Here is a 20,827-nt window from a genome sequence, read left to right on the forward strand (position 1 = left end):
ATCAACGCGCCTTCCAGACGGGCTTGCGCTTCTCGGCAAAGGCGCGCGGACCTTCGCGGGCGTCCTCGCTCGCCATCAGCGCGCGGCGCTCGCGGCTGTTGTCGGCCCAATGCGCGTCGTCGCCGGCGATCTGTCCGTCCTGCATCCTGAGCGCCACGCGCTTCGAGGCCTGCACCGACAGCGGCGCATTGCCCGCGATCTTCTCGGCGAGCGCGATGGCGGTCGGCATGAGGTCGGCGAGCGGGACGACGCGGTTCGCGAAACCATAGCGCAGCGCGGTTGCGGCATCGAAAGGATCGCCGGTCAGGAGATGCTCCATCGCCAGCTTGGGCGGCAGTTGCTTGACGATGCGGAAGGCGCCGCCCGCGGCGGCGAACAGTCCGACCTTGACTTCGGGCAAGCCGAACTGCGCATTTTCGGAGGCGACGATCAGGTCGCACATCAGCGCGAGTTCGCAGCCGCCGCCGAAGGCGAAGCCGTTGACCGCGCCGATCACCGGCTTCGAGATGGGGTGCGCGGCAAAGCCACCGAAGCCCCACGCCTGTTGCGCCTTGTCGTCGGGCTGGAGCGCGCCGCCGCGCGACAGCGCGACGAGGTCGGCGCCCGCGCAGAACGCCTTGTCGCCCGCGCCGGTGATGATGACGACGCGGATGTCGGGGTCGGCTTCGGCTTCGTCGAGCGCGGTGCCGATGCCGACATGGACCGCGGCGTTGACCGCGTTGCGTGCCTCGGGCCGGTTGATCGTGATGGTCAGGATATGGCCCTGGCGTTCGGTCAGGACGGCGGGGGCGGCGTTGTCGGTCATGCGAATCTCTCCCTTTCGGGCGAGTATCGGCGCGAGTTAACGTTTACGTCAACTGGAAAGGGCGGGCGTGCCCAAACAAGCGTGCGCACCCGCGAAGGCGGGTGCCCAGAGCGGCGAATACTACAATGGCATTGTAACGCTCTGGGTCCCCGCCTTCGCGGGGACACACCGCAATCTAATCCTCCGTGCAGGTCAGATCGACTGTCCGGTCTTGGCCCAGTCGGCGAGGAAGCCTTCGATGCCCTTTTCGGTGAGGACATGCTTGAACAGCCCCTTGATCACCGACGGCGGCGCGGTCATCACGTCGGCGCCGATCTTCGCGGCTTCGAGGACATGAATGCCGTGGCGCACGCTCGCCACCAGGATTTCGGTGTCATAAGCATAATTGTCATAGATCAGCCGGATGTCGGCGATGAGCTGCATCCCGTCGAAGCCATTGTCGTCGTGGCGGCCCACGAAGGGCGAGACGAAGGTCGCGCCCGCCTTTGCCGCCAGCAGCGCCTGCGTCGCCGAGAAGCAGAGGGTGACGTTGACCATCGTGCCGTCGCTGGTCAGCGCCTTGCACGTCTTGAGCCCGTCGATCGTCAGCGGCACCTTGATGCAGACATTGTCGGCGATCCGGCGGAGAATCTCCGCCTCCTTCATCATCGTTTCATGGTCGAGCGCGACGACCTCGGCCGACACCGGGCCGTCGACGATGGCGCAGATTTCCTTCGTCACTTCCTTGAAGTCCCGCCCCGACTTGGCGATCAGCGACGGGTTGGTCGTCACCCCGTCGAGCAGGCCCGTCGCGGCCAACTCCTGAATGTCGGCAATCTCGGCGGTGTCGGCGAAGAATTTCATGGCGCGGGCGTTCCTGCTGGATGGGTGATTCGGGTGTTGCTGATCCCCTATAACCCTTTCCCCGTCATTGCGAGCGGAGCGAAGCAATCCAGGGCGCGACAAGCCGCCCTGGATTGCTTCGCTCCGCTCGCAATGACGAACTTATAATCTGCTGGCGTTCCATCTTTGTTCCGACTATGCGAAGCCGCATGGCCAAAGCGAAACGCCAATATGTCTGCCAGAATTGCGGCGCCGTCAGCTATCGCTGGCAGGGGCAATGCGCCGATTGTGGCGAGTGGAACACGCTGGTCGAAGAGGCGGCGGAAACCGTCTTTTCGGCCAAGCACGACCTGTCGCGCGGCGGGCGGACGCTGGCGCTCGAAACGCTGGACGCGCACAGCGTCATGCCCGACCGGATGCTCTGCGGTATCGCCGAGTTCGACCGGGCGCTGGGCGGCGGCTTCGTCGCGGGGTCGGCGACGCTGATCGGCGGCGATCCGGGGATCGGCAAATCGACGCTTCTCTTGCAAGCGGCGGGGCGGCTCGCGAAGGCGGGCAAGTCGGTCGTCTATATCAGCGGCGAGGAGGCCGCGGCGCAGGTGCGGCTGCGCGCGCAGCGGCTGGGGCTCGGCGATGCGCCGGTGGCGCTGGCGAGCGCGACGTCGGTGCGCGATATCCTCGCGACGCTTGATAGTCGCACCGCCGATTTCGTCGTCATCGATTCGATCCAGACGATGCACAGCGACCTGATCGACAGCGCCCCCGGGACCGTCAGCCAGGTCCGCGCAAGCGCGCAGGAGTTGATCCGCTACGCCAAGGACAGCGGCGCTGCGATCGTGCTCGTCGGGCATGTGACGAAGGACGGGACGATCGCCGGGCCGCGCGTGCTCGAACATATGGTCGACACGGTACTGGCGTTCGAGGGCGAGCGCAGCCATCTTTATCGCATCCTCCGCGCGGTCAAGAACCGCTTCGGCGGCACCGACGAGATCGGGGTGTTCGCGATGGGCGAGGAAGGGCTCGGCGAAGTCGCCAACCCGTCGAGCCTGTTCCTGACCGATCGCGGCCGCGACGTACCGGGATCGGTGGTCTTCCCTGCCTTGGAAGGCACAAGGCCGGTGCTGGTCGAGGTGCAGGCGCTGACCGTCCGCCTCGCCAGCGGCGCGACGCCGCGCCGCGCGGTTGTCGGCTGGGACAGCGGGCGGCTCGCGATGGTGCTCGCGGTGCTCGAAGCGCGTTGCGGGCTCCAGATGGGTGCGGCCGAAGTCTATCTCAATGTCGCGGGCGGCTATCGCCTCACCGATCCCGCTGCCGACCTCGCGGTCGCGGCGGCGCTGATTTCGGCGTTCAGCGAGCGGCCGGTGCCTGCCGATGCGATCGTTTTCGGCGAGTTGTCGCTGTCGGGCGAAATCCGCCCCGTCGCCCATGACGCGCTGCGCCTCCGCGAGGCGGCGAAGCTCGGCTTTTCGAGTGGTTGGGGGCCAAAGGGCATGAAAGGCGTGAACGGGATCGGCGTCACCGGCTTTGCCCGATTGGGCGAACTGGTTGATCTGATGCTCGGGCGTGACTAGATCGGCTGACATCAAGTTATTCCGTTCGCCCTGAGCTTGTCGAAGGGCTGTTCTTTCTGGCCGGAAGGAGAAAAGGACGGTGCTTCGACAAGCTCAGCACGAACGGTTGTATTTCATGCGTGATTTTTGGATTGCGGTCCGATGGCAAATCTGACGGCCCTCGACATCATCGTGCTGACTCTCGTCGGCGGCGGCGCGGTGCTCGGCTTCCTGCGCGGGCTGGTGCAGGAGGTGACGTCGCTTCTCGCCTGGGTCCTCGCGATCCTCGCGGTGCGCTTTTTCCACCCGCTCGTCACCGATTTCGTCGCGCGCTGGATCGAGGCGCCCGGCGGCGCGGCGATGCTGGCTTTCGTGATCCTGTTCGGCGGGGTCTTCGCGCTCGCCAAATGGGGATCGCGGACGATGGGGCAGCGCAGTCGCGCTTCGCTTGTCGGAGGCTTCGACCGCGGGCTGGGTGCGGGCTTCGGCGCGATCAAGGGGCTGATCGTCGCGACCCTGCTCTTCATGGCGGCGACCTTGCTTTACGACATCGGCTACGGCAACGCGCAGCGCCCGGCGTGGATGACGGACAGCCGCACCTATCCCGCGCTGAGCGCGACAAGTGCGGCGCTGAGCAAGGTGATCGCCGAGCGGCGGGCCGAGGCGCGGTCGGCGCAGGTGGACGCCGACAAGCAGGCCGCGGCGGATGCGAGCGCGCCATGAGCGGCGCGCTCTATAATCGCGACATATTGGCGCTCGCGGTGGGGTCGGTCGATTTCCCGCCGCGCGAAGGCGCGCGCCACCGCATATCGATGCGCGCGCCGCTGTGCGGCAGCGCGATTATCCTCGACGTCGACGCCGACGATCGCGGCCGGGTGAGTGGCATCGGCATGCATGTCGAGGCGTGCGCGCTGGGGCAGGCATCGGCGACGCTGCTCGCGCGCCACGCGGTGGGCAAGACTCTGACCGAACTCCGTGCCGCGCGCAACGCGATCGCAAGCTGGTTCGCGGGCGAGGGCGGGTCGCCTGAATGGCCGGGCTTCGATCTGCTCGCCGCCGCGCAAGCCTATCCCGCGCGTCACGGGGCGATCCTGCTGCCCTTCGATGCCGCGGTCGCGGCGCTTGAGGAACAGGCGGCGCCGGCATGAGCCTGATGGGTCTCGCGGCCGGGGCGGCTGCGGCCGTCAGCGAAACCGCGACCGACGCTGCGCTGCTCGAAGGCGCGATCCTGCTCGGGGTCGCGACGCTGTTCGTGCTGCTCTTCCGTCGCCTCGGTCTCGGCGCGGTGCTCGGCTATCTGATCGCCGGCGCGCTCGTCGGTCCGCACGGATTGGGGCTCGTCGGCGGCGCCGAATCGAAGCTCGCCTTCGCCGAGATCGGCATCGCCTTTCTGCTCTTCCTCGTCGGCCTCGAACTCCACCCGCGGCGGCTCTGGGACATGCGCCGCGCGATCTTCGGACTCGGGCTCGCGCAGGTCGTCGTCACAGGGCTGATCCTCGCCGGGCTGATCTTCGTGACGCTGGGTTTCAGTTGGCAGGCGGCGCTGGCGCTCGGCTTGCCGCTCGCGCTGTCATCGACCGCGCAGGTGCTGCCGAGCCTCAAGAGCTCGGGGCGGATCAACTCGCCCTTCGGCGAAAAGGCCTTTTCGATCCTGCTGTTCCAGGATCTCGCGATCGTGCCGATGATCACGATCATCGCCGCGCTGTCGCGCGCGCCCGCCGATCCGTCGGCGCCGCCGGGGTGGCAGATGGCGCTGACGACGGTTGGCGCGATCTTGATCCTCGTGCTGGTCGGCCGCTTTATCGTCAATCCGCTGCTCCGCCTCGTCGGCCGCTATGGCGAGCGCGAATTGTTCGTGGTCGTCGGATTGCTCGCGGTGCTGGCGAGCGCGGCCTTCATGCACAGCCTCCATTTGTCGACCGCGCTGGGGGCGTTCATCGCGGGGGTTATGCTCGCCGATTCGCCCTATCGGCACGAGATCGAAGCTGACGTCGAGCCGTTCCGCCTCGTCCTGCTCGGCCTCTTCTTCCTCGCGGTCGGGATGGTGCTCGACGTCGGCGTCGTGATGCAGCGGCCGCTGCTGGTGCTCGCGCTCGCCGCCGGGCTGGTCGCGGTCAAGACCGCAGTGCTCACGCTGCTCGTCCGCCTGTTCGGCAAGCCGTGGAGCACCGCGCTCGGCCTCGGCTTGCTCCTGAGCCAGGGCGGCGAATTCGGTTTCCTGCTTTTTACCCAGGCCGCCGATGCGATGCTCGTCGCGCCGGCGGCGGCGAGCCTGTTCAGCGCGGTCGTCACCCTGTCGATGATGACGACGCCGTTCCTGATGCTGTTCGCGCGCAATCTGGAATATTCGCCGGGCAGCGAGGCCGATCTCGACGATCCCGAAAATGCGCCGCGCGGGTCGGCGCTCGTCATCGGCTATGGCCGCTTCGGCCAGATCGTCGCGCAGATGCTCCACGCGGTCGATTGCTCGGTGACGCTGATCGACAAGAAGCCGAGCCAGATCGAACTGTCGGGTCGCTTCGACACCAAAGTCTATTTCGGCGACGGGCTGCGCATCGACGTGCTGCGCCGCGCGGGGGCCGAGGAGGCGCGGCTGATCATCTTCTGCACCGACGACCGCAGCCTCGACGCCGCAGCGCTGGCGCCGGTGGTCGAGGCGTTCCCCAATGCGCGTGTGCTGACGCGCGTGTTCGATCGGCGGCAATTGCTGGCGATCGACGGGGCGGGAACGGTCGGCGCGGTGCGCGAGGTATTCGAAAGCTCGATCGCGCTTGGCGCGATGGCGCTCGAGCAACTCGAGGTCGCGCCGCGCGAGATCGAGGATGTCGAAATGGCGCTGCGCCAGCTCGATGCCGAGCGGCTCGGCATGCAGATGAGCGAGGGCGACCTCGGCGCGGGACATGATTATCGCTTCGTCGCCGGCGGCGGTCGGCAGGCGGCCAGCGTGCTCGAAGCGCTGCGCGAGCGGCGTGCCGCGGCGAAACGCGCGCGCGAAGAGGCCGAAGCCGGTCAGGCGGCCTAATCGCTCGGCCCGGCCGTCGCGAGGCCGCTTGGCCATTCCAAAGTTCAGGAAAGTTCAGCCCTGTGCGCGCTCCGATTTGGACCTCGCGGCGTGCTGACGCGTTCGGCGCGCCCCGCCATGACCGCACCCGCGAGTTAGACAGCGACCTCTTTTGTTCACCAAAGGAAAGAGCCGGATGAAGGCTGGCATAGCCGGATAATGTAGGAAAGGCCTATTTGAAGGCGATGCCTGCTATGGGGTGGGGAGCGGATATTCCCCTCCCTGAAAGGGAGGGGTTAGGGGCGGGTAGCGAGCGTAGCGAGCAACGCGGAAGAGCGCCGCCTTCGGCGGCCACCCACCCCCGCCCCTCCCTTGCAGGGAGGGGAGAAGATAGGTCCGCTTCCGGTCGTTAACTGCTGCCGTCAGCGATCATCGAGAAACGCCGCCACGCTATCCAGTCCATAATCCTCGGTGACGAAGCTCCGTCCGATCCCTCGGGTCAAAATCAGCGGCAGTTTGCCGCCGCGCACTTTCTTGTCGTGCGCCATATGCGCCGCGAGCGCCGCGCCGCCGGTGTTGATCCCTGCGCTTGCGAGGCTGTGCGGCAGGTCGACGCTGGCGAGATGATCGCGCACCCGCGCCGCGTCCTCGGGCGGACAGAGGCCGTTCGCGGCCGAAAATTGATGCGCGAGCACCATGCCCGCAGCGACTGCCTCGCCGTGGAGCAGCCGATCCGAATAGCCGGTCTCCGCCTCGAGCGCGTGGCCGAAGCTATGGCCGAGGTTGAGCAGCGCGCGAATGTCCTGCGTTTCGCGCTCGTCGGCGGCGACGATCCGCGCCTTGGCGGCGACGCTGTGCGCGATCGCCTTATGCCGGGCATCGCCGTCGCCCGCGAGCAGCGCCGCGCCGTTGGCCTCGCACCAGGCGAAGAAGGCGGCATCGTCGATCAGCCCATATTTGACCACCTCGGCATAGCCTGCGCCAAGCTCGCGGCGCGGCAGGGTGGCGAGCGTTGCCGGGTCGATCAGCACCAGCGCGGGCTGGTGGAAGGCGCCGATCAGATTCTTGCCCGCGGTGACGTTGATCGCGGTCTTGCCGCCGACGCTGCTGTCGACCTGCGCGAGCAGCGTGGTCGGCACCTGGACGAAGGCGCAGCCGCGCTTGACGACCGAACAGGCGAAACCGACGAGATCGCCGATCACGCCGCCGCCCAGTGCGATGACATGATCGCTGCGCTCGACCCCTTCGCCGATCAGCCATTCGGTCAGGCGCGCGAGCCCGGCCCAGCTTTTCGAGCTTTCGCCTGCGGGCAGAACGAGCGACGAGACCGTAACGCCCTCCGCCGCCAGCGCGGCGCTCACCGAGTCCAGATAATGCGGCGCGACATGCTCGTCGGTGACGATCATCGTGCGCGGGCGCTTGAGGAGCGGCGCGACGTGGCGGCCGATCTCGCCGATCAGCCCGTCGCCGATCAGGATCGGATAGCTGCGGCTCCCCAGTTCGACGGTCAGGCGTTCCATTTCGACAGGGCCTCCAAGATCGCGCGCACCGTATATTCGTGCGGGCTGGACGCCGAGCTGACGCGGATGTGCGCCTCGGCATAGATGGGGTTGCGGACCGCGGCGAGTTCGCGGAGCACCTGCCCCGGATCGCGGTTCTTGAGCAAGGGGCGGTGGCTGCGCCGCGCGACGCGCTCGACCAGCGTCGGAATGTCGGCATCGAGCCAGATCGACAGGCTGTCCTTCAGGATCAGTGCGCGCGTCTCGTCGTTGATGAAGGCCCCGCCGCCGGTGGCGAGGACGTGCGGCTTCCCCGCGAGCAGCCGCGCGATCACGCGGCGTTCGCCGTCACGGAAATGCGCTTCGCCGAACTTGGCGAACATGTCGGAAATCGTCATGCCCGCAGCGCGCTCGATCTCGTCGTCGGCGTCGGCGAAGGCCATGCCGAGGCGCTGCGCGAGGCGGCGGCCGATCGTCGACTTGCCCGACCCCATCAGTCCGACAAGCACGATCGACCGCTCGCGGATCGACGCGGTCAGGGGACCGGATGCGGCCGGGCCGGGGCTGTTCGGGTTTCGCGACATGATCAATGCCAAAGGGGTTGTAAGACTAAAATATACGTGGGGTGACCCGCAGAAAACCGCCGCTTCTGAAAAATCATCGCCATAGGCGAGCCGCTAGCAGCTACACTTGACATACGCAAACGCAGCAAAGCCTCGCGGTATGATCTGCGTGTCAGATTTTCCCTGGGTTCGCTGAATTAGCGAGTCATTTGCTCATTGGCTTGCTGCCGGCAGCGACAAGGCTGGCCGGCTTGCATGGCATTGCGAACAGCGAACGCGCCGTGTCGCCTGTTTCTTCGCGTTCCCAGCGGCGGCGCGGGAGCCAGTGGAGATTTGATGGCTGTCAAAGGCGAACCGATTTCCACTACCAAGCCGCGCAGATGATCCAAACCATCTTTATTTGATGGAATTGATAATCAGAAAAGGAATAATTGTAGTGTAATTTTCTACAATATTTGTTCGTTGTATCGCTATTTGTCCTACCTTTCCTGCTCGCTGAGCAGATGGATTATCGCCCTTATCTGAATTTTAAGGATGTTCCGGCTTACGGAAGCGTCAATCGGGTTCATAGCGGGGGGTGTATATGCTGGACGATCTTGAGCGACTGACGAAACTCTGGAAAGACGGTGCGCTGAGTGACGCTGAGTTTGAAGCTCAGAAGGGGAAGCTGCTGGCGACGGCACCGGCATCGACCACGGACGGTGACGGGGATTATCGGGAAGAACCAAGATCGAACAAGCTGGCTGTTTATGCAGGGGTTGGTTTGATAGCCGTGGCCGTCGTCGGTGCAGGTGTCCTTGCCTATGACTACACCTCAAACAGCAATAGGATCGTCGCCTCAATCGCCGCGGACGATGAAGCCGCGGCCGCGACGGACGAAGCGCAAGGCCCTGCGACGGCTACTGATGCTGCCCTCCAGCCTGAATCGGCGCGGGAACTGCCGTTGCTTGATGATGACGATCATGCTGCCCGCATGTGCATGGTTGGCGCGGCTCGCACGGGGCAGTCGTTCGATAATTTCATGCAGGCGATGTACTATACGGCGCGGGTCGCTCAGGCCGACAACAGCAATCGACCCTTTATGGCGAAGCTGAGCAGTGCGTCCAACAACGAGCTTTTGAAGAAAGCGTCATTCGGTGCCGTTCCGGACGATAAGCTGCCCCGGTTCATGGAAAGGTGCGAAGAGAAATTTCCGGACTCGCGCAAAGGCGCTGAATTTGGTGCGCCACCGGCTGATATGGCTGAATTCCGTTTCACCTGCTTTGGCGCTGCCGGGGTTCTGAAGGGGATAGCCAGCGAAGCGGGGCAGCAAGCGCTCGTCAGCAAATATGAGAATATGTCGAATCTGCTACGGGCTTCCAATGGAGCGGAATGGTCAACCAGATATGACCTGACGTCGCCGGAGAAAGTGACCAGCCAGATTGACGCCGTCCTCAGCGTGGCGATGCCAAAATACCGGCTCGATACCCTCGCATCAGCCTGTGAGCGTTATGCTCTGTAAACCGGGAGATTATCGGTCTCCTCGTTTGCCGCCTTACACCCTCTGATGGTTGATCGTCTTCCGTTGGCTCCGGCTCTGCGGTAAAGGTCGCGCTTGGCCATGGTTTCGCCGGAGTTTGCGCGGAGGGCACGAATGGGACGAACGGCGGGCATTGGATATTGCGCGAGGCGATGAGATCGGGAAAAGGTCGATGGAGGGCGTGGCTGGCGGGCTTGGCGCTGGTGCTGCTGGCCTTCCTGCTGTTGCTCTTTTATCTGGGGCGGCCGATCGCGCCCCGAATGACCAAGGTGGACGTGACCGACACAATCGCCCAAAGCGGCCCGAGCACAGCCCCCAAGGATAGGTGATGACGAAAAAGCTGCTGACGCTGACTTTGGCCCTGTCGGGTACCGCGATGGCGGCGGCGCTGGTGCTGCCCGCGATCGCGCAGGAATCGCTGCTGCCCGAGGGATTCGGCAATCCGGCCGATACGCCCGCGCCGAAACCTTCGCCGACGCCATCGCCCAGTTCGACCGCGACGCCGAAATCGCCCGCGCCTTCGTCCGCGTCGCCGTCGTCGCCATCGGCCAGCGCCCTGCCGCCCGCTGTCGCCCCGACCCTGAGCGATGCGACGAGCGAAGACGGCGACGAGAGCGGCGACGAGGAAGAGATCGCCTCGGGCGGGCTGAAATACGACCTGCCGCCCGGCGCGCGGCGGCTGCTGACGCGGATCGGGCCGCTGACTCCCGAAACGGGCGGCCTTGCGCCCGATGCTTTTGGCGTGCGCGGCCAATATGCGGCGGCGATCATGCGCAAGACCAGTGGCGCACTGGCTTCGCGCTGGGGGCAGATCTTGCTGCGCCGTGCGCTGTCGTCGGCGATCGACACCCCCGACACGATCAACGGCGCCGACCTCGCCGCCGATCGCGCCGGGCTGCTGCTGCGCATGGGCGAATCGACCGCAGCGCGCTGGATCGTCCAGTCGGTTGACTATGATCGCGCGAGCCCGCGGCTGGTGCAGGTCGCGCAACAGACCTTCCTTGCCAACGCCGATCCGGCCGGGCTCTGCCCCTATGTCCCCGCCGGCCTCGCGCATGGCGAGGAGCAGTCGTGGCGGCTGGCGGCGGCGATCTGCGCCGGGCTGTCGGGCGAGGCCGGTCCGGCCGGCTGGGCGATCGGGCGCGTCCGGTCGAGCGGCAAGATCAGCAATTTCGACATCCTGCTCGCCGAACGCGTGCTCGGCGCGACCGGCGCGGGCCGCCGCTCGACGACGATCGAATGGGACAAGGTCGACCGGCTGACGAGCTGGCGCTTCGGCCTCGCGACCGCGACCGCGATTGGCATTCCCGCCGAGCTTCGCGCCGGCGAGCCCGGATATATGCGCGGCTGGACGGTGCTGGCGCCGATGACCGAGATGGCCGACCGCGTCGCCGCGGCGCCCGACGCGGCGGCGCGCGGCGTGCTGTCGAGCGAGGCCTATGTCTCGCTGCTCAGCGCGGCGTCGAGCGAGGAGGAGCCGCCCGAAGCGATCGCGGCGCAGCTCGGCGAGCTGCGCGATGCCTTCGGATCGGCGACCGGCGCCGAACGCTATGCCGCGATGCAGGGGCTGTGGGGCGCGGGATCGAACCCGGCGCAGCGCTATGCCGCGCTCGTCGCGACCGCGCGCGCCGCGGCGGGGCTGCCGACCGGCACCAACGTCGGCGACGATCCGTGGCAGCTTCTGGGGTCGATGCTCGCCGCGGGGTACGACGCCAACGCGATGGCGTGGGTTCAGAAACTCGACGTCGGCAGCCGCGCGTGGGGCGTGATGGCGGTCGGATCGCCGCGCGCGCTGACCGGAGTGAGCGCGGGCAGCATCGGCAATTTCTCGGGCAATGACGACAGCGCCGATTCTCTGCGCTCGAAATTCCTCGTCGCGGGGCTGGCGGGCCTCGGACGCATAGACCCCGACCAGGCGGCATCGGCGGCGGGCGACCTCGACGTCGATCTCGGTAAGCAGACGCGCTGGTCGCGCGCGATCATGGCGGCCGCCGAACGGCGCGAGCCGGGGATGGTCGCGTTGATCGCGGCGGCAGGGATGCAGGGCGATTGGTCGAAGATTCCGCCCTATCACCTCTATTACATCACCCGCGCGCTGCGCGACGTCGGGCTCGAGGCCGAAGCGCGGATGATCGCCGCCGAAGCGCTGGTGCGTGTCTGACATAGTCCGATTCCCCGAGCGAAGCCGAGGGGCTCGTTCGAGCGAAGCGAGAACCTGCACCGTCGCTGCCTCGACTTCGCTCGGCAGGGCCCCTCGGCTTCGCTCGGGGAATCGGCTCAATGTGATAAGCTCCAGACCAATGAGCTTGAAGTGAGTGACGGCATCCTGATCGACCGCTTTCTGGAGATGATGGCGGCCGAGCGCGGGGCATCGCGCAACACGCTCGCGGCCTACAAGCGCGATCTGGAGCAGGCGGCGGAGAGGGTGCGCGGTTCGCTGGGCGAGGCGGGGGCCGACGATCTGCGCGCGCTGATGGCGGGCTACGCCTCGCTTGCGGCGAGCAGCGCGGCGCGCAAATTGTCGGCGTTGCGGCAATTCTTCGCTTTCCTGCTCGACGAGGGCGAGCGCGCCGACAATCCCGCGCTCGACATCGCGCGCCCGGCGACGCGGCGGCCTTTGCCGCGCATATTGACGCACGACGATGTCGAGCGGCTGTTCGCGCAGGCGGGCGAGGAAGCGGCAGGCGAAGCGCCGCCCGCGCAGGCGGTACGGATGCTGCTGCTGCTCGAACTTCTCTATGGATCGGGGCTGCGCGCGAGCGAACTCGTATCGCTGCCCCGCCGCGCGGCTTCGGGCGGGCGCGAGTTCCTGATCATTCGGGGGAAGGGCGACAAGGAGCGGCTGGTACCTCTGTCCGAACGCACGCGCGAAGGAATCGACCGCTGGCTGCCGTTGGTCGCGGATGGTTCGCCGTGGCTCTTTCCATCGGGAAAGGCGCATCTGTCGCGCGTGCGGCTGTTCCAGATGCTGCGCGAGCTCGCGGCACGCGCCGGGATCGACCCGACCGCGATCAGCCCGCATGTGCTGCGCCACGCCTTCGCGACACACCTGCTGGAGGGCGGGGCGGATTTGCGCGCGCTGCAACTGATGCTCGGCCATGCCGACATCGCGACGACCGAAATCTATACGCACGTCGACAGCAGGCGGCTGGTCGAGCTGGTGAACCGGCGGCATCCGCTGGCGCGGATGAAATGATCCATCCTCGACAAAGAGATCCGATTCCCCGAGCCCTTCGACTGCCCTGGCGGGCGCTCAGGATAAACTTCGGCCTTTGGCCGAAGCCGAGGGGCCATTCCGAGCGTAGTCGAGGCTGCGACGGTGCGGGTTCTCGCTACGCTCGAACGAGCCCCTCGGCTTCGCTCGGGGAGTCGGGTTCAATCAGATTTGTTCCGGCGTTGACCTCGCCCGGCCTTCGCACTAGCGCTCCCCTATGACAGCCTTTCTGGATTTCGAGAAACAGGTCGCGGCGCTCGATCGGCAGATTGCCGAATTGCGCGAGATGGGGGACGACCCCTCGCTCAACATCGACGGCGACATCGCGCGGCTGGAGGACAAGTCCTCGAAATTGCTGCGCGACATCTATTCGAAGTTGACCCCGTGGCAAAAGACGCAGGTCGCGCGCCATCCCGACCGGCCGCATTTCAAACATTATGTCGCGGATATGTTCGACGACTGGATGCCGTTGGCGGGCGACCGCAATTTCGGCGACGATCAGGCGATTCTGGGCGGGCTCGCGCGCTTTCGCGGCCGCCGCGTGATGGTGATCGGCCATGAAAAGGGCGACGACATCCCGTCGCGCATGAAGCATAATTTCGGCATGGCGAAGCCCGAGGGCTATCGGAAAGCGATCCGCCTGATGCAGCTCGCCGACCGCTTCGGGCTGCCGGTGGTGACGCTGGTCGACACGTCGGGCGCTTTTCCCGGCATCCAGGCCGAGGAGCGCGGACAGGCCGAGGCAATCGCGCGCTCGACCGAGCAATGCCTTGCCCTGGGCGTGCCGATGGTCGCGGCGATCGTCGGCGAGGGCGGATCGGGCGGCGCGATCGCGCTGGCTGCGGCGAACCGCGTGCTGATGTTCGAACACGCCGTCTATTCGGTGATCTCGCCCGAAGGCTGTGCGTCGATCCTGTGGCGCACGTCGGACAAGGCGGCCGATGCCGCGACCGCGATGAAGATGTCGGCGCAGGACCTGCTGGGGCTGAAAATTATCGACCGCATCGTTCCCGAGCCCGTCGGCGGCGCCCACCGTGCGCCCGAGGCCGCGATCCAGTCGCTCGGCGATGCGATCGCCGAAGAGCTCGATTCGCTGGCCGGATTGTCGCGAGAAGCACTGCTTGATGCGCGCGAGGAGAAGTTCCTCGCAATGGGGCGGGTCTGAGCGGCGGAACCGGAACGAGATGTCGTTGGTTGGAATCGTCATTGCGAGGGGCCGAAGGCGACGCGGCAATCCACAGCAGGCGTAAACCGCTCTGGATTGCTTCGCTCCGCTCGCAATGACGAGGTGTATGAGGGAGGTCGTTGACGATGCGGAAGACGAAATACAGGCTGGCGGCGGCATTCGCGCTTTCGGCGTTCGCTTTCACCGGCGCCGCCGACGCGCAATTGAAGGCGATCCGGACCCAGACCAACATCACGCCCGCCGAACGCAAGCAGGGTGACGAGGCGCATCCGCAGCTTCTCGCCGAATTCGGCGGCGCCTATGCCGGTCCGCAGGCGGCCTATGTGAACCGGATCGGGCAGAATATCGCGGTCCAGTCGGGCCTGTCGCGCTCGCCGACGGACTTCACGGTCACCTTGCTCAATTCGCCGGTGAACAACGCCTTCGCGATCCCCGGCGGTTATGTCTATGTCACGCGCCAGCTCATGGCGCTGATGAACGACGAGGCCGAGCTCGCGGGCGTGCTGGGGCACGAGGTCGGCCATGTCGCCGCGCAGCACAGCAAGAAAAGGCAGAAGGCGGCGACGCGGAACACGATTCTCGGCGTGCTCGGCGCGGTGATCGGCGGTGCGATCGGCGACAATGGCGGGTTGCTCGGCGGCCTCGGCGGCCTGCTCCAGAACAATGCGATGCAGGCGGCGCAGCTCGCGACGCTCGGCTTTTCGCGCGGGCAGGAACTCGAGGCCGATCAACTCGGCGTTCAATATCTCAAGAAGGCGGGCTACGACCCGCTCGCGCTGTCGACGATGCTCGCGAGCCTTGCCAACCAGACCGATCTCGAGGCGCGGCTATCGGGCGGCGACGCGCGGTCGATCCCCGAATGGGCGAGCACCCACCCCGATCCCGCCTCGCGCGTCCGCAACGCCGAAAGCCTGGCGGCGAAGGTCGGGCGCGGCGGCGTGCGCAACGCCGATGCTTTTCTCGCGTCGGTCGATGGCGTGCTCTATGGCGACGATCCCGCGCAGGGGGTGATCGAGGGGCGCGACTTCCTGCACCCCGCTCTCCGGCTCAAATTCACCGTGCCGAACGGCTATGGCATGCAGAACGCCACCGACGCGGTTTCTGTGAGCGGCAACGGCGGCCAGGCGCAATTCACGACCGCGGCCTATAACGGCGACATGAACGCCTATATCGCGGCGGCGTTCAAGGCGGTGGCGGGCAATGCGTCGCTGAGCCCGAGCAGCGTCCAGCGCACGACGGTGAACGGGATTCCCGCATATTATTCGGTCGCGCGCGCCAACACCCAGTCGGGGCAGGTCGACGTCACCGTCTTCGCCTATGAATTTTCGCGCAGCAGTGCCTTTCACTTCGTGACGCTGACCAAGGCGGGCGGTTCGGGCGTCTTCAATCCGATGTTCAACAGCGTCCGGCGCCTGAATGCGAGCGAAGCGGCCGCGATCCGGCCGCGGCGGGTCGATGTCGTCACCGTGGGTCGCGGCGACACCGTCGCGACGCTGGCACGGCGCATGGCCTATCAGGATTATCAGACCGAGCGGTTCCAGGTGCTCAACCGCCTGACCGCGTCGAGCCGGCTGGTGCCGGGACAGAAGGTCAAGATCGTCGTTTACGCCAGCCGCTGACGCGAAAAGGGGGCGAGTGGCCTGAGCCACCGCCCCCGATTCCGATGCTCGCGCGATAAAGCGCGAGAAGCCTTTCGGCTATTACGGAACGGTCTGACCGAGGTTGGTCGCGACGTCCGTGAACGCACCCTTCACGCCGCTGCCGACGGCGCTCATCGCGGTGATGCCGGCGACGGCGATCAGAGCGGCGATCAGGCCATATTCGATGGCGGTCGCGGCCTTGGTGTCGCGGGCGAATTTCTTGATGAATTTCATGACTGGTCTCCTGATGCTTCACTTACCCTGTTGACGGTCTGGTCTGGGTCAACGGTTCGGGTCTAGGTGAAATAAGTTTTGAAAATCTTAATGGCGGGTCTGCGTAAACGGGTGCGATCAAGTCCCGCTATTGGACAGGTCGCCGTTTATAGGACGCTGGTTGTGTTCGAGGACACCTTGTTCCACATGGTGATGGTCGATGTTCCGACGGCGCTCATCGCGCTCAGCGCAACGATAAAGATCAGGGCCAATATCAGCCCGTATTCGACGGCTGTCGCGGCTCTGGTCGACCGCAGCAGCCTCTGAATCTTGTTCATTGTTCCGCCCCTGACTGAAGTTATAGTTCCCGAGGCTTTCGAGGGTCGCACAGGAGGGTTAATAATTTGTCCGTGTTCAAGGCGGGAAATGCCGCAGTTTCCATCCTCACCGTCGTCGCGGCGGCGCTCGTCGATCGCGACGGGCGGCTGCTCGTCCAGCAACGGCCGGACGGCAAGCCGATGGCGGGATTGTGGGAATTTCCCGGCGGCAAGCTCGAATCCGGCGAAACCCCCGAACGTGCGCTGATCCGCGAGCTGGCCGAGGAGCTGGCGATCGACGTCGATCATAGCTGCCTCGCGCCCGCCTGTTTCGCAAGCGACACGCTGGGCGACCGGCACCTGCTGCTGTTGCTCTACGTCTGCCGCAAATGGCGCGGGACGCCGCAGGCGATGCACGCTAGCGCGCTGCGCTGGGTGCGGCCGGTCGAACTGCACGGCCTTGCCATGCCGCCCGCCGACCTGCCGCTGATCGGGCTGATCGAGGCGTTGATCTAGATTTGCAGGGCGACGGTCACGTCTTCGGCTTCAGCGCTTCCGCGAGCGAAGCCGACCCGCTGCCGCGCCGCGCGGGTTTTGGCTGGTCGGGGTGCGGCGCCCAGCCGCTGAAGTGGATCAGGCGGAAAGTTTCGGCGATGCGCCCGTCGGGATCGGCCTGCGCGGCGAAGGCGGCGGCGATCCGCACCACTTCGTCGCGCGTCAGCGGTGGCGGCGCGGGCGAGAGGCGGCTCGACAGGCCGGCGGCGCGCAAGTCGCGGACGAGCGCGAACCAGTCGCCATAGCGCACGGTCAGCGCATCGACGTCGACCACCGGCAGCGCGAAGCCGGTGCGCTGGAGCAGATTGCCCATCGACGCCAGGTCAACCTGCGGATGCAGCCGCGCGATCGGCCGCACGCCCTCGCTCATCACCGCGCGGCGCTGGCGCGGCAGGCTGCCGTCGCCGACGAAGACGCCGAGGAGCAGGCCGTCGGGTGCGAGCAGCGCGCGAAGGCGGACGAGCGCGCCGGGAACGTCGTTCACCGCTTCGAGCCCGCCCGGCCAGACGATGAGGTCGAAGCTCGCCAGCGGCAGGTCGATCGCATCGACCTCACCGACGATCGCGCCCGTCGCTGCGGCCAGCCGCGGCCCGGCTTCGAACAGGGTGAGGTGAGTTCCGGTCGCGTGGAGATGCTCGGCCAGCGCCGCGTCGTGCGCTCCGATCAGCAGGGTGCGGGAAAAGGCCCGTGTGACCATCGACAGGCGGTCGAGCAAGGTGTCGGCGACGATCGGCGCGAGGAAATTGGCGTCGGCGGGCAGGAGCGCCGCGCGGTCGCGCTGCGCGGCGTCGCGGGCGGGGGAAAAAAGCGGCGGGGGCTGCGACATGCGCGCGCTTGTGCCTCTCCCGGCGATGCTGCACAAGTCGCGACATGGGGGACGATAGGACGATGGCCGCCGGAGATGCGGAAATCGGCCCGCCAGCGGCGGACGCAGGGGCAGGGCGGGCGCTGCTTCGCCTTCTGCGAACCGCTGGGCGCGCTGCCGTCGATTATGCGCTGCCGCCGCGTTGCCCCGGATGCGGGGTGATCGTCGGCGACGACCGCCAATTCTGCCTGTCGTGCTGGTCGTCGCTGCACTTCCTCGACGGTCCCGCCTGCGCGCGCTGCTCAATTCCGCTGCCGACGGCGCTCCCCGGCGGCGCGGTCGAATGCGGCGCGTGCATGGCCGATGCGCCGCCGTTCGACGGCGCCCCCGCAGCGGTTGCTTATGGTCCCGTCGCGCGCACGGTCGCGCTGCGCCTCAAATATGGGCGGCGGACCGGGCATGCGCGGCTGATGGCGCAATTGATGGCGCGCCCGCTGGCGACGCTCGGCAACAGCGGGGAGATGCTGTTGGTGCCGGTGCCGCTCCACCGCTGGCGGCTCTGGTCGCGCGGCTTCAACCAGGCGGCGATGGTCGCCGACGCGCTGGCGCTGCTCACCGGGGTCGCGCACGATCCGCACCTGCTCGTTCGGCCGAAGGCCACGGCGGCGCTGCGCGGCAAGGGGCGGCGCGAGCGCGAGCGGATCGTCGCGGGCGCCTTCGCGCTCGCCCCCGATGCGCGGACACGGGCGGCGGGGCGGCATCTGGTGCTGATCGATGACGTCCACGCGAGCGGCGCGACGCTGCGCGCGGCGGCGCGGACGCTTCGGCGCAGCGGCGCGGTGCGCATTTCGGCGCTAAGCTGGGCGCGCGTCGTCCCCGATGCGCTGATGACGAGCAACATATTTGACTTTGCGTCGTTGGATTCCGATATCGGGGATGGAAGGACGGCAGGATAGCCATATGGCGACGATTGAAATCTATACGAAGGCCTTTTGCGGCTATTGCGCGCGCGCCAAGGCGCTGCTCGACCGCAAGGGCGCCGTCTATCGCGAAATCGACGTGACGATGGATCGCGCCGGCCAGGAGGCGATGGTCGCGCGCGCGAACGGCGGGCGCACGGTGCCCCAGATCTTCATCGACGACCGGCATGTCGGCGGCAGCGACGACCTCGCCGCGCTCGAGGCGAAGGGCGAACTCGACGCGCTGCTGAAAGCCGATTGAGATGATCGTCTTCGACCTCTGCTGCGCCGCCGGCGAGCACCGGTTCGAGGCGTGGTTCGCGAGCAGCGACAGCTTCGCCGACCAGCAGGCGCGCGGGTTGATCGGCTGCCCGGTCTGCGGCGACGCCGATATCCGCAAGGCGGTGATGGCGCCGCGCGTCGGAGCGAAGTCGAACCAGACGGTCGCGGCACCTGTGGCTCCGCCCGCCGATTCCGCTGAGCCATCACCCGAACTGGTACGCAAGGTGCTGGCCGAGATTGCGGCGAAGCAGGCCGAGATGCTGCCGCAGTCGCGCTGGGTCGGCCGCGATTTCGCCGCGGCGGCGCGGGCGATGCACGAAGGGCGCGCGGCGGAGGATCTGATCCACGGCCAAGCCTCGCCCCAGGAGGCGCAGGCGCTGCACGACGACGGCATCGCGGCGATGCCTTTGCTGGTGCCGATTGCTCCACCCGATGCGATCAATTGATCGCGATTGACGCTGCGCGCTCCCCGCCGCTAAACGAGCGCCCGGCGCGCCCGTAGCTCAGCAGGATAGAGCATCAGATTCCTAATCTGGGGGCCGTGGGTTCGAATCCCGCCGGGCGCACCATTGCCAGTCCCTCAATCCAGCACTTCCTCGGCGATCGCGCGGAGCTTATCCGGCGATCTGATGATGATATGACCATGGCGGGTGACGAGCAGGCCCTGGCGCCCCCAGCCTGCGACAAGCCGGCTGGCGGTGTGGAGCGTGGTCCCGGCGATATCGGCGATGTCCTTGCGCCGCAGCGGAAATTCGATCCTTATGCCGTCAACGGTCCGGCGCCCGGCCTGGTCGAGCAGCCGTAGCAGCGTGCGCGCGACGCGGCGCTCGGCGCTTTGTGTCGCCAGTTCGCGCAGCCGCTCCTGCGCTTCGCCCAATCGTTTACCGACGATGCCGACCATGGCGATCGCGACCTGCGAATGACGCTGCATCAGCGCGAGCAGGTCGGCGGGATCCCAGCTCACCTCCAGCGAATCGGCCATCGCGGTCGCGTCGGCGGGATAGAGGCCGTCGGTCAGAACGGGGACGCAGCCGAAGATTTCGCCGGGGCCGATCAAGCGGACGAGAATCTCCTCGCCGTCGCTGCCGGCCTGCGTGATGCGTACGCAGCCCGACAACAGGGCGTGCGCGCGGCCGGCGCGCTCGCCCTGATCGAATATCCGCATGCCCCGCGCGAGTGACCGCGCACGCGCCAGCCCGGCCACTTCATCCAGCACGGCAGGCGGCAGCGCTGCCAGCAGGGCGACCTCGGCGAGCGTCCTGGCATCGATGGGAATCGGGGCAGTCATGATGGCCTTCTAGGCGCGGCTTGGCGCAAAGGGGAGAAGTTTGCGCCAGCGCAAATTCTTCACCGCCGTTTCTGCTATCGTGCGGGGCAGGGGCGAAGGGGCCGCGGATGGAGGATGGACGATGTTCTGCCCGGAATGCGGTGAAGTGATCGGATCGGGACCGCTCGATATGCGGCGCGCGCGTCATGCCAGTGGCGACCGCCCCGCGAACCGTGTCGGTCGATGGTTTCGCGCCCTGGTCCGCCGCGCCCGACTTCGGGAGCGTTGAGCATGGCGCTGCACCATTGCGGTCCAGGCGAAGTGGCGCATCTTGGCGCGATCGACCTTCGGGCGACCACGACGGCGGCGCTGGCCCGCACCCCGTCCTTCGAGGCCATTCATCTGGTGGTGCGCGCCGGTCAGTCGATCGCGCCGCACCGCGTTGCGGGATCTCTGACGCTCTATTGCATCGCGGGGCACGCGCGGATCGAGAGCGAGGTTTCGGCCGAACTCAAGACCGGCGATTGGCTGTTCCTCGAACCGGGGACGCCGCACGCGGTCAAGGCGGTCGCCGACACGTCGCTGTTGCTGACGATCCTGTTCGACGAAGGCGGCGGGACCGCAGGCTGA

23 protein-coding genes and 1 tRNA gene are annotated in these 20,827 nt (G+C 66.9%); 17 read left to right on the forward strand and 7 right to left on the reverse strand.

The genetic code is table 11. The features are described from left to right. Position 1 precedes the first annotated feature (1 nt). Positions 2 to 805, reverse strand: coding sequence for an enoyl-CoA hydratase-related protein (locus NP825_RS02215; RefSeq protein WP_257548038.1), 804 nt, complete (start codon positions 803 to 805; stop codon positions 2 to 4). 192 nt (positions 806 to 997) lie between these two features. After that, positions 998 to 1,648 carry a fructose-6-phosphate aldolase gene (fsa, locus tag NP825_RS02220; protein WP_257548039.1) on the reverse strand — a complete coding sequence of 217 codons (651 nt, stop codon included), beginning with the start codon at positions 1,646 to 1,648 and terminating at the stop codon, positions 998 to 1,000. Between the two features lie 188 nt (positions 1,649 to 1,836). Between fsa and radA the strand changes: the two genes are divergently transcribed. From radA to NP825_RS02240, 4 genes are all read left to right on the forward strand, one after another. Then, positions 1,837 to 3,198, forward strand: a complete 1,362-nt coding sequence (gene radA / locus NP825_RS02225; RefSeq protein ID WP_257548040.1) for a DNA repair protein RadA — start codon at positions 1,837 to 1,839, stop codon at positions 3,196 to 3,198. A gap of 141 nt (positions 3,199 to 3,339) precedes the next feature. Continuing rightward, on the forward strand, positions 3,340 to 3,900 hold the full coding sequence (locus tag NP825_RS02230) for a CvpA family protein (protein ID WP_257548041.1): 561 nt from the start codon (positions 3,340 to 3,342) through the stop codon (positions 3,898 to 3,900). Then, positions 3,897 to 4,325 (forward strand): iron-sulfur cluster assembly scaffold protein, encoded by a 429-nt coding sequence (locus tag NP825_RS02235; protein ID WP_257548042.1) that lies wholly within the window; start codon positions 3,897 to 3,899, stop codon positions 4,323 to 4,325. Before NP825_RS02230 ends, NP825_RS02235 begins: the two co-directional genes overlap by 4 nt. Continuing rightward, a complete protein-coding gene (locus tag NP825_RS02240) occupies positions 4,322 to 6,199 on the forward strand; it encodes a monovalent cation:proton antiporter-2 (CPA2) family protein (protein ID WP_257548043.1) in 1,878 nt (625 codons plus the stop codon). Before NP825_RS02235 ends, NP825_RS02240 begins: the two co-directional genes overlap by 4 nt. A 401-nt stretch (positions 6,200 to 6,600) precedes the next feature. On the opposite strand, the gene aroB is transcribed toward NP825_RS02240, so the two are convergent. Together aroB and NP825_RS02250 are read right to left on the reverse strand one after the other, a co-directional pair. After that, positions 6,601 to 7,698 carry a 3-dehydroquinate synthase gene (gene aroB / locus NP825_RS02245; protein ID WP_257548045.1) on the reverse strand — a complete coding sequence of 366 codons (1,098 nt, stop codon included), beginning with the start codon at positions 7,696 to 7,698 and terminating at the stop codon, positions 6,601 to 6,603. After that, positions 7,686 to 8,261: a shikimate kinase gene (locus tag NP825_RS02250; protein WP_257548047.1), complete on the reverse strand. Its 576-nt coding sequence runs from the start codon at positions 8,259 to 8,261 to the stop codon at positions 7,686 to 7,688. The genes aroB and NP825_RS02250 overlap by 13 nt, the downstream gene beginning before the upstream one ends. Positions 8,262 to 8,823: 562 nt before the next feature. On the opposite strand from NP825_RS02250, the gene NP825_RS02255 reads away from it, so the two are divergent. The 6 genes from NP825_RS02255 to NP825_RS02280 all read left to right on the forward strand — a co-directional run bounded on the left by NP825_RS02255 (position 8,824) and on the right by NP825_RS02280 (position 15,778). After that, entirely contained in the window at positions 8,824 to 9,741 is a 918-nt protein-coding gene (locus NP825_RS02255) for an SHOCT domain-containing protein (protein WP_257548048.1), read from the forward strand. Positions 9,742 to 9,953: 212 nt separating this feature from the next. Continuing rightward, positions 9,954 to 10,088, forward strand: a complete 135-nt coding sequence (locus NP825_RS02260) for a hypothetical protein (RefSeq protein ID WP_257548049.1) — start codon at positions 9,954 to 9,956, stop codon at positions 10,086 to 10,088. Then, entirely contained in the window at positions 10,088 to 11,920 is a 1,833-nt protein-coding gene (locus NP825_RS02265; RefSeq protein WP_257548050.1) for a hypothetical protein, read from the forward strand. Before NP825_RS02260 ends, NP825_RS02265 begins: the two co-directional genes overlap by 1 nt. 150 nt (positions 11,921 to 12,070) lie before the next feature. Then, positions 12,071 to 12,955 (forward strand): tyrosine recombinase, encoded by an 885-nt coding sequence (locus NP825_RS02270; RefSeq protein ID WP_257548051.1) that lies wholly within the window; start codon positions 12,071 to 12,073, stop codon positions 12,953 to 12,955. Between the two features lie 235 nt (positions 12,956 to 13,190). After that, complete coding sequence (locus NP825_RS02275) at positions 13,191 to 14,138, forward strand: acetyl-CoA carboxylase carboxyltransferase subunit alpha (RefSeq protein ID WP_257548052.1); 948 nt, start codon at positions 13,191 to 13,193, stop codon at positions 14,136 to 14,138. Between the two features lie 146 nt (positions 14,139 to 14,284). After that, the gene (locus tag NP825_RS02280; protein WP_257548053.1) at positions 14,285 to 15,778 is read left to right on the forward strand and encodes a M48 family metalloprotease; all 1,494 of its coding nucleotides are present in this window, start codon (positions 14,285 to 14,287) and stop codon (positions 15,776 to 15,778) included. An 81-nt stretch (positions 15,779 to 15,859) separates the two neighbouring features. Here NP825_RS02280 and NP825_RS02285 read toward each other — a convergent pair whose 3' ends face one another. Further along, the gene (locus NP825_RS02285; protein ID WP_257548054.1) at positions 15,860 to 16,033 is read right to left on the reverse strand and encodes a Flp family type IVb pilin; all 174 of its coding nucleotides are present in this window, start codon (positions 16,031 to 16,033) and stop codon (positions 15,860 to 15,862) included. Positions 16,034 to 16,123: 90 nt separating this feature from the next. Here NP825_RS02285 and NP825_RS23615 point away from each other — a divergent pair, with 90 nt between their 5' ends. Both NP825_RS23615 and NP825_RS02295 read left to right on the forward strand, forming a co-directional pair. Continuing rightward, positions 16,124 to 16,339 carry a hypothetical protein gene (locus tag NP825_RS23615; protein WP_374046519.1) on the forward strand — a complete coding sequence of 72 codons (216 nt, stop codon included), beginning with the start codon at positions 16,124 to 16,126 and terminating at the stop codon, positions 16,337 to 16,339. Positions 16,340 to 16,416: 77 nt separating this feature from the next. Beyond that, complete coding sequence (locus NP825_RS02295) at positions 16,417 to 16,845, forward strand: (deoxy)nucleoside triphosphate pyrophosphohydrolase (protein WP_257548057.1); 429 nt, start codon at positions 16,417 to 16,419, stop codon at positions 16,843 to 16,845. A 16-nt stretch (positions 16,846 to 16,861) separates the two neighbouring features. Here NP825_RS02295 and NP825_RS02300 read toward each other — a convergent pair whose 3' ends face one another. Continuing rightward, on the reverse strand, positions 16,862 to 17,710 hold the full coding sequence (locus NP825_RS02300; RefSeq protein WP_257548059.1) for a class I SAM-dependent methyltransferase: 849 nt from the start codon (positions 17,708 to 17,710) through the stop codon (positions 16,862 to 16,864). 44 nt (positions 17,711 to 17,754) lie between these two features. On the opposite strand from NP825_RS02300, the gene NP825_RS02305 reads away from it, so the two are divergent. From NP825_RS02305 to NP825_RS02320, 4 genes are all read left to right on the forward strand, one after another. After that, positions 17,755 to 18,645 carry a ComF family protein gene (locus NP825_RS02305; protein WP_257548061.1) on the forward strand — a complete coding sequence of 297 codons (891 nt, stop codon included), beginning with the start codon at positions 17,755 to 17,757 and terminating at the stop codon, positions 18,643 to 18,645. Positions 18,646 to 18,649: 4 nt separating this feature from the next. Further along, positions 18,650 to 18,910 (forward strand): glutaredoxin 3, encoded by a 261-nt coding sequence (grxC, locus tag NP825_RS02310; RefSeq protein WP_257548063.1) that lies wholly within the window; start codon positions 18,650 to 18,652, stop codon positions 18,908 to 18,910. Position 18,911: 1 nt separating this feature from the next. After that, entirely contained in the window at positions 18,912 to 19,376 is a 465-nt protein-coding gene (locus NP825_RS02315) for a DUF1178 family protein (RefSeq protein WP_257548065.1), read from the forward strand. Positions 19,377 to 19,422: 46 nt separating this feature from the next. After that, positions 19,423 to 19,499 (forward strand) — tRNA-Arg (locus tag NP825_RS02320). A gap of 11 nt (positions 19,500 to 19,510) precedes the next feature. On the opposite strand, the gene NP825_RS02325 is transcribed toward NP825_RS02320, so the two are convergent. Further along, on the reverse strand, positions 19,511 to 20,218 hold the full coding sequence (locus tag NP825_RS02325) for a Crp/Fnr family transcriptional regulator (RefSeq protein ID WP_257548067.1): 708 nt from the start codon (positions 20,216 to 20,218) through the stop codon (positions 19,511 to 19,513). A 270-nt stretch (positions 20,219 to 20,488) separates the two neighbouring features. Here NP825_RS02325 and NP825_RS02330 point away from each other — a divergent pair, with 270 nt between their 5' ends. Next, a complete protein-coding gene (locus NP825_RS02330) occupies positions 20,489 to 20,827 on the forward strand; it encodes a cupin (RefSeq protein ID WP_257548069.1) in 339 nt (112 codons plus the stop codon).

Origin of the sequence: Sphingopyxis sp. DBS4 (assembly GCF_024628865.1) — a bacterium.
Classification (GTDB): Bacteria; Pseudomonadota; Alphaproteobacteria; order Sphingomonadales; family Sphingomonadaceae; genus Sphingopyxis.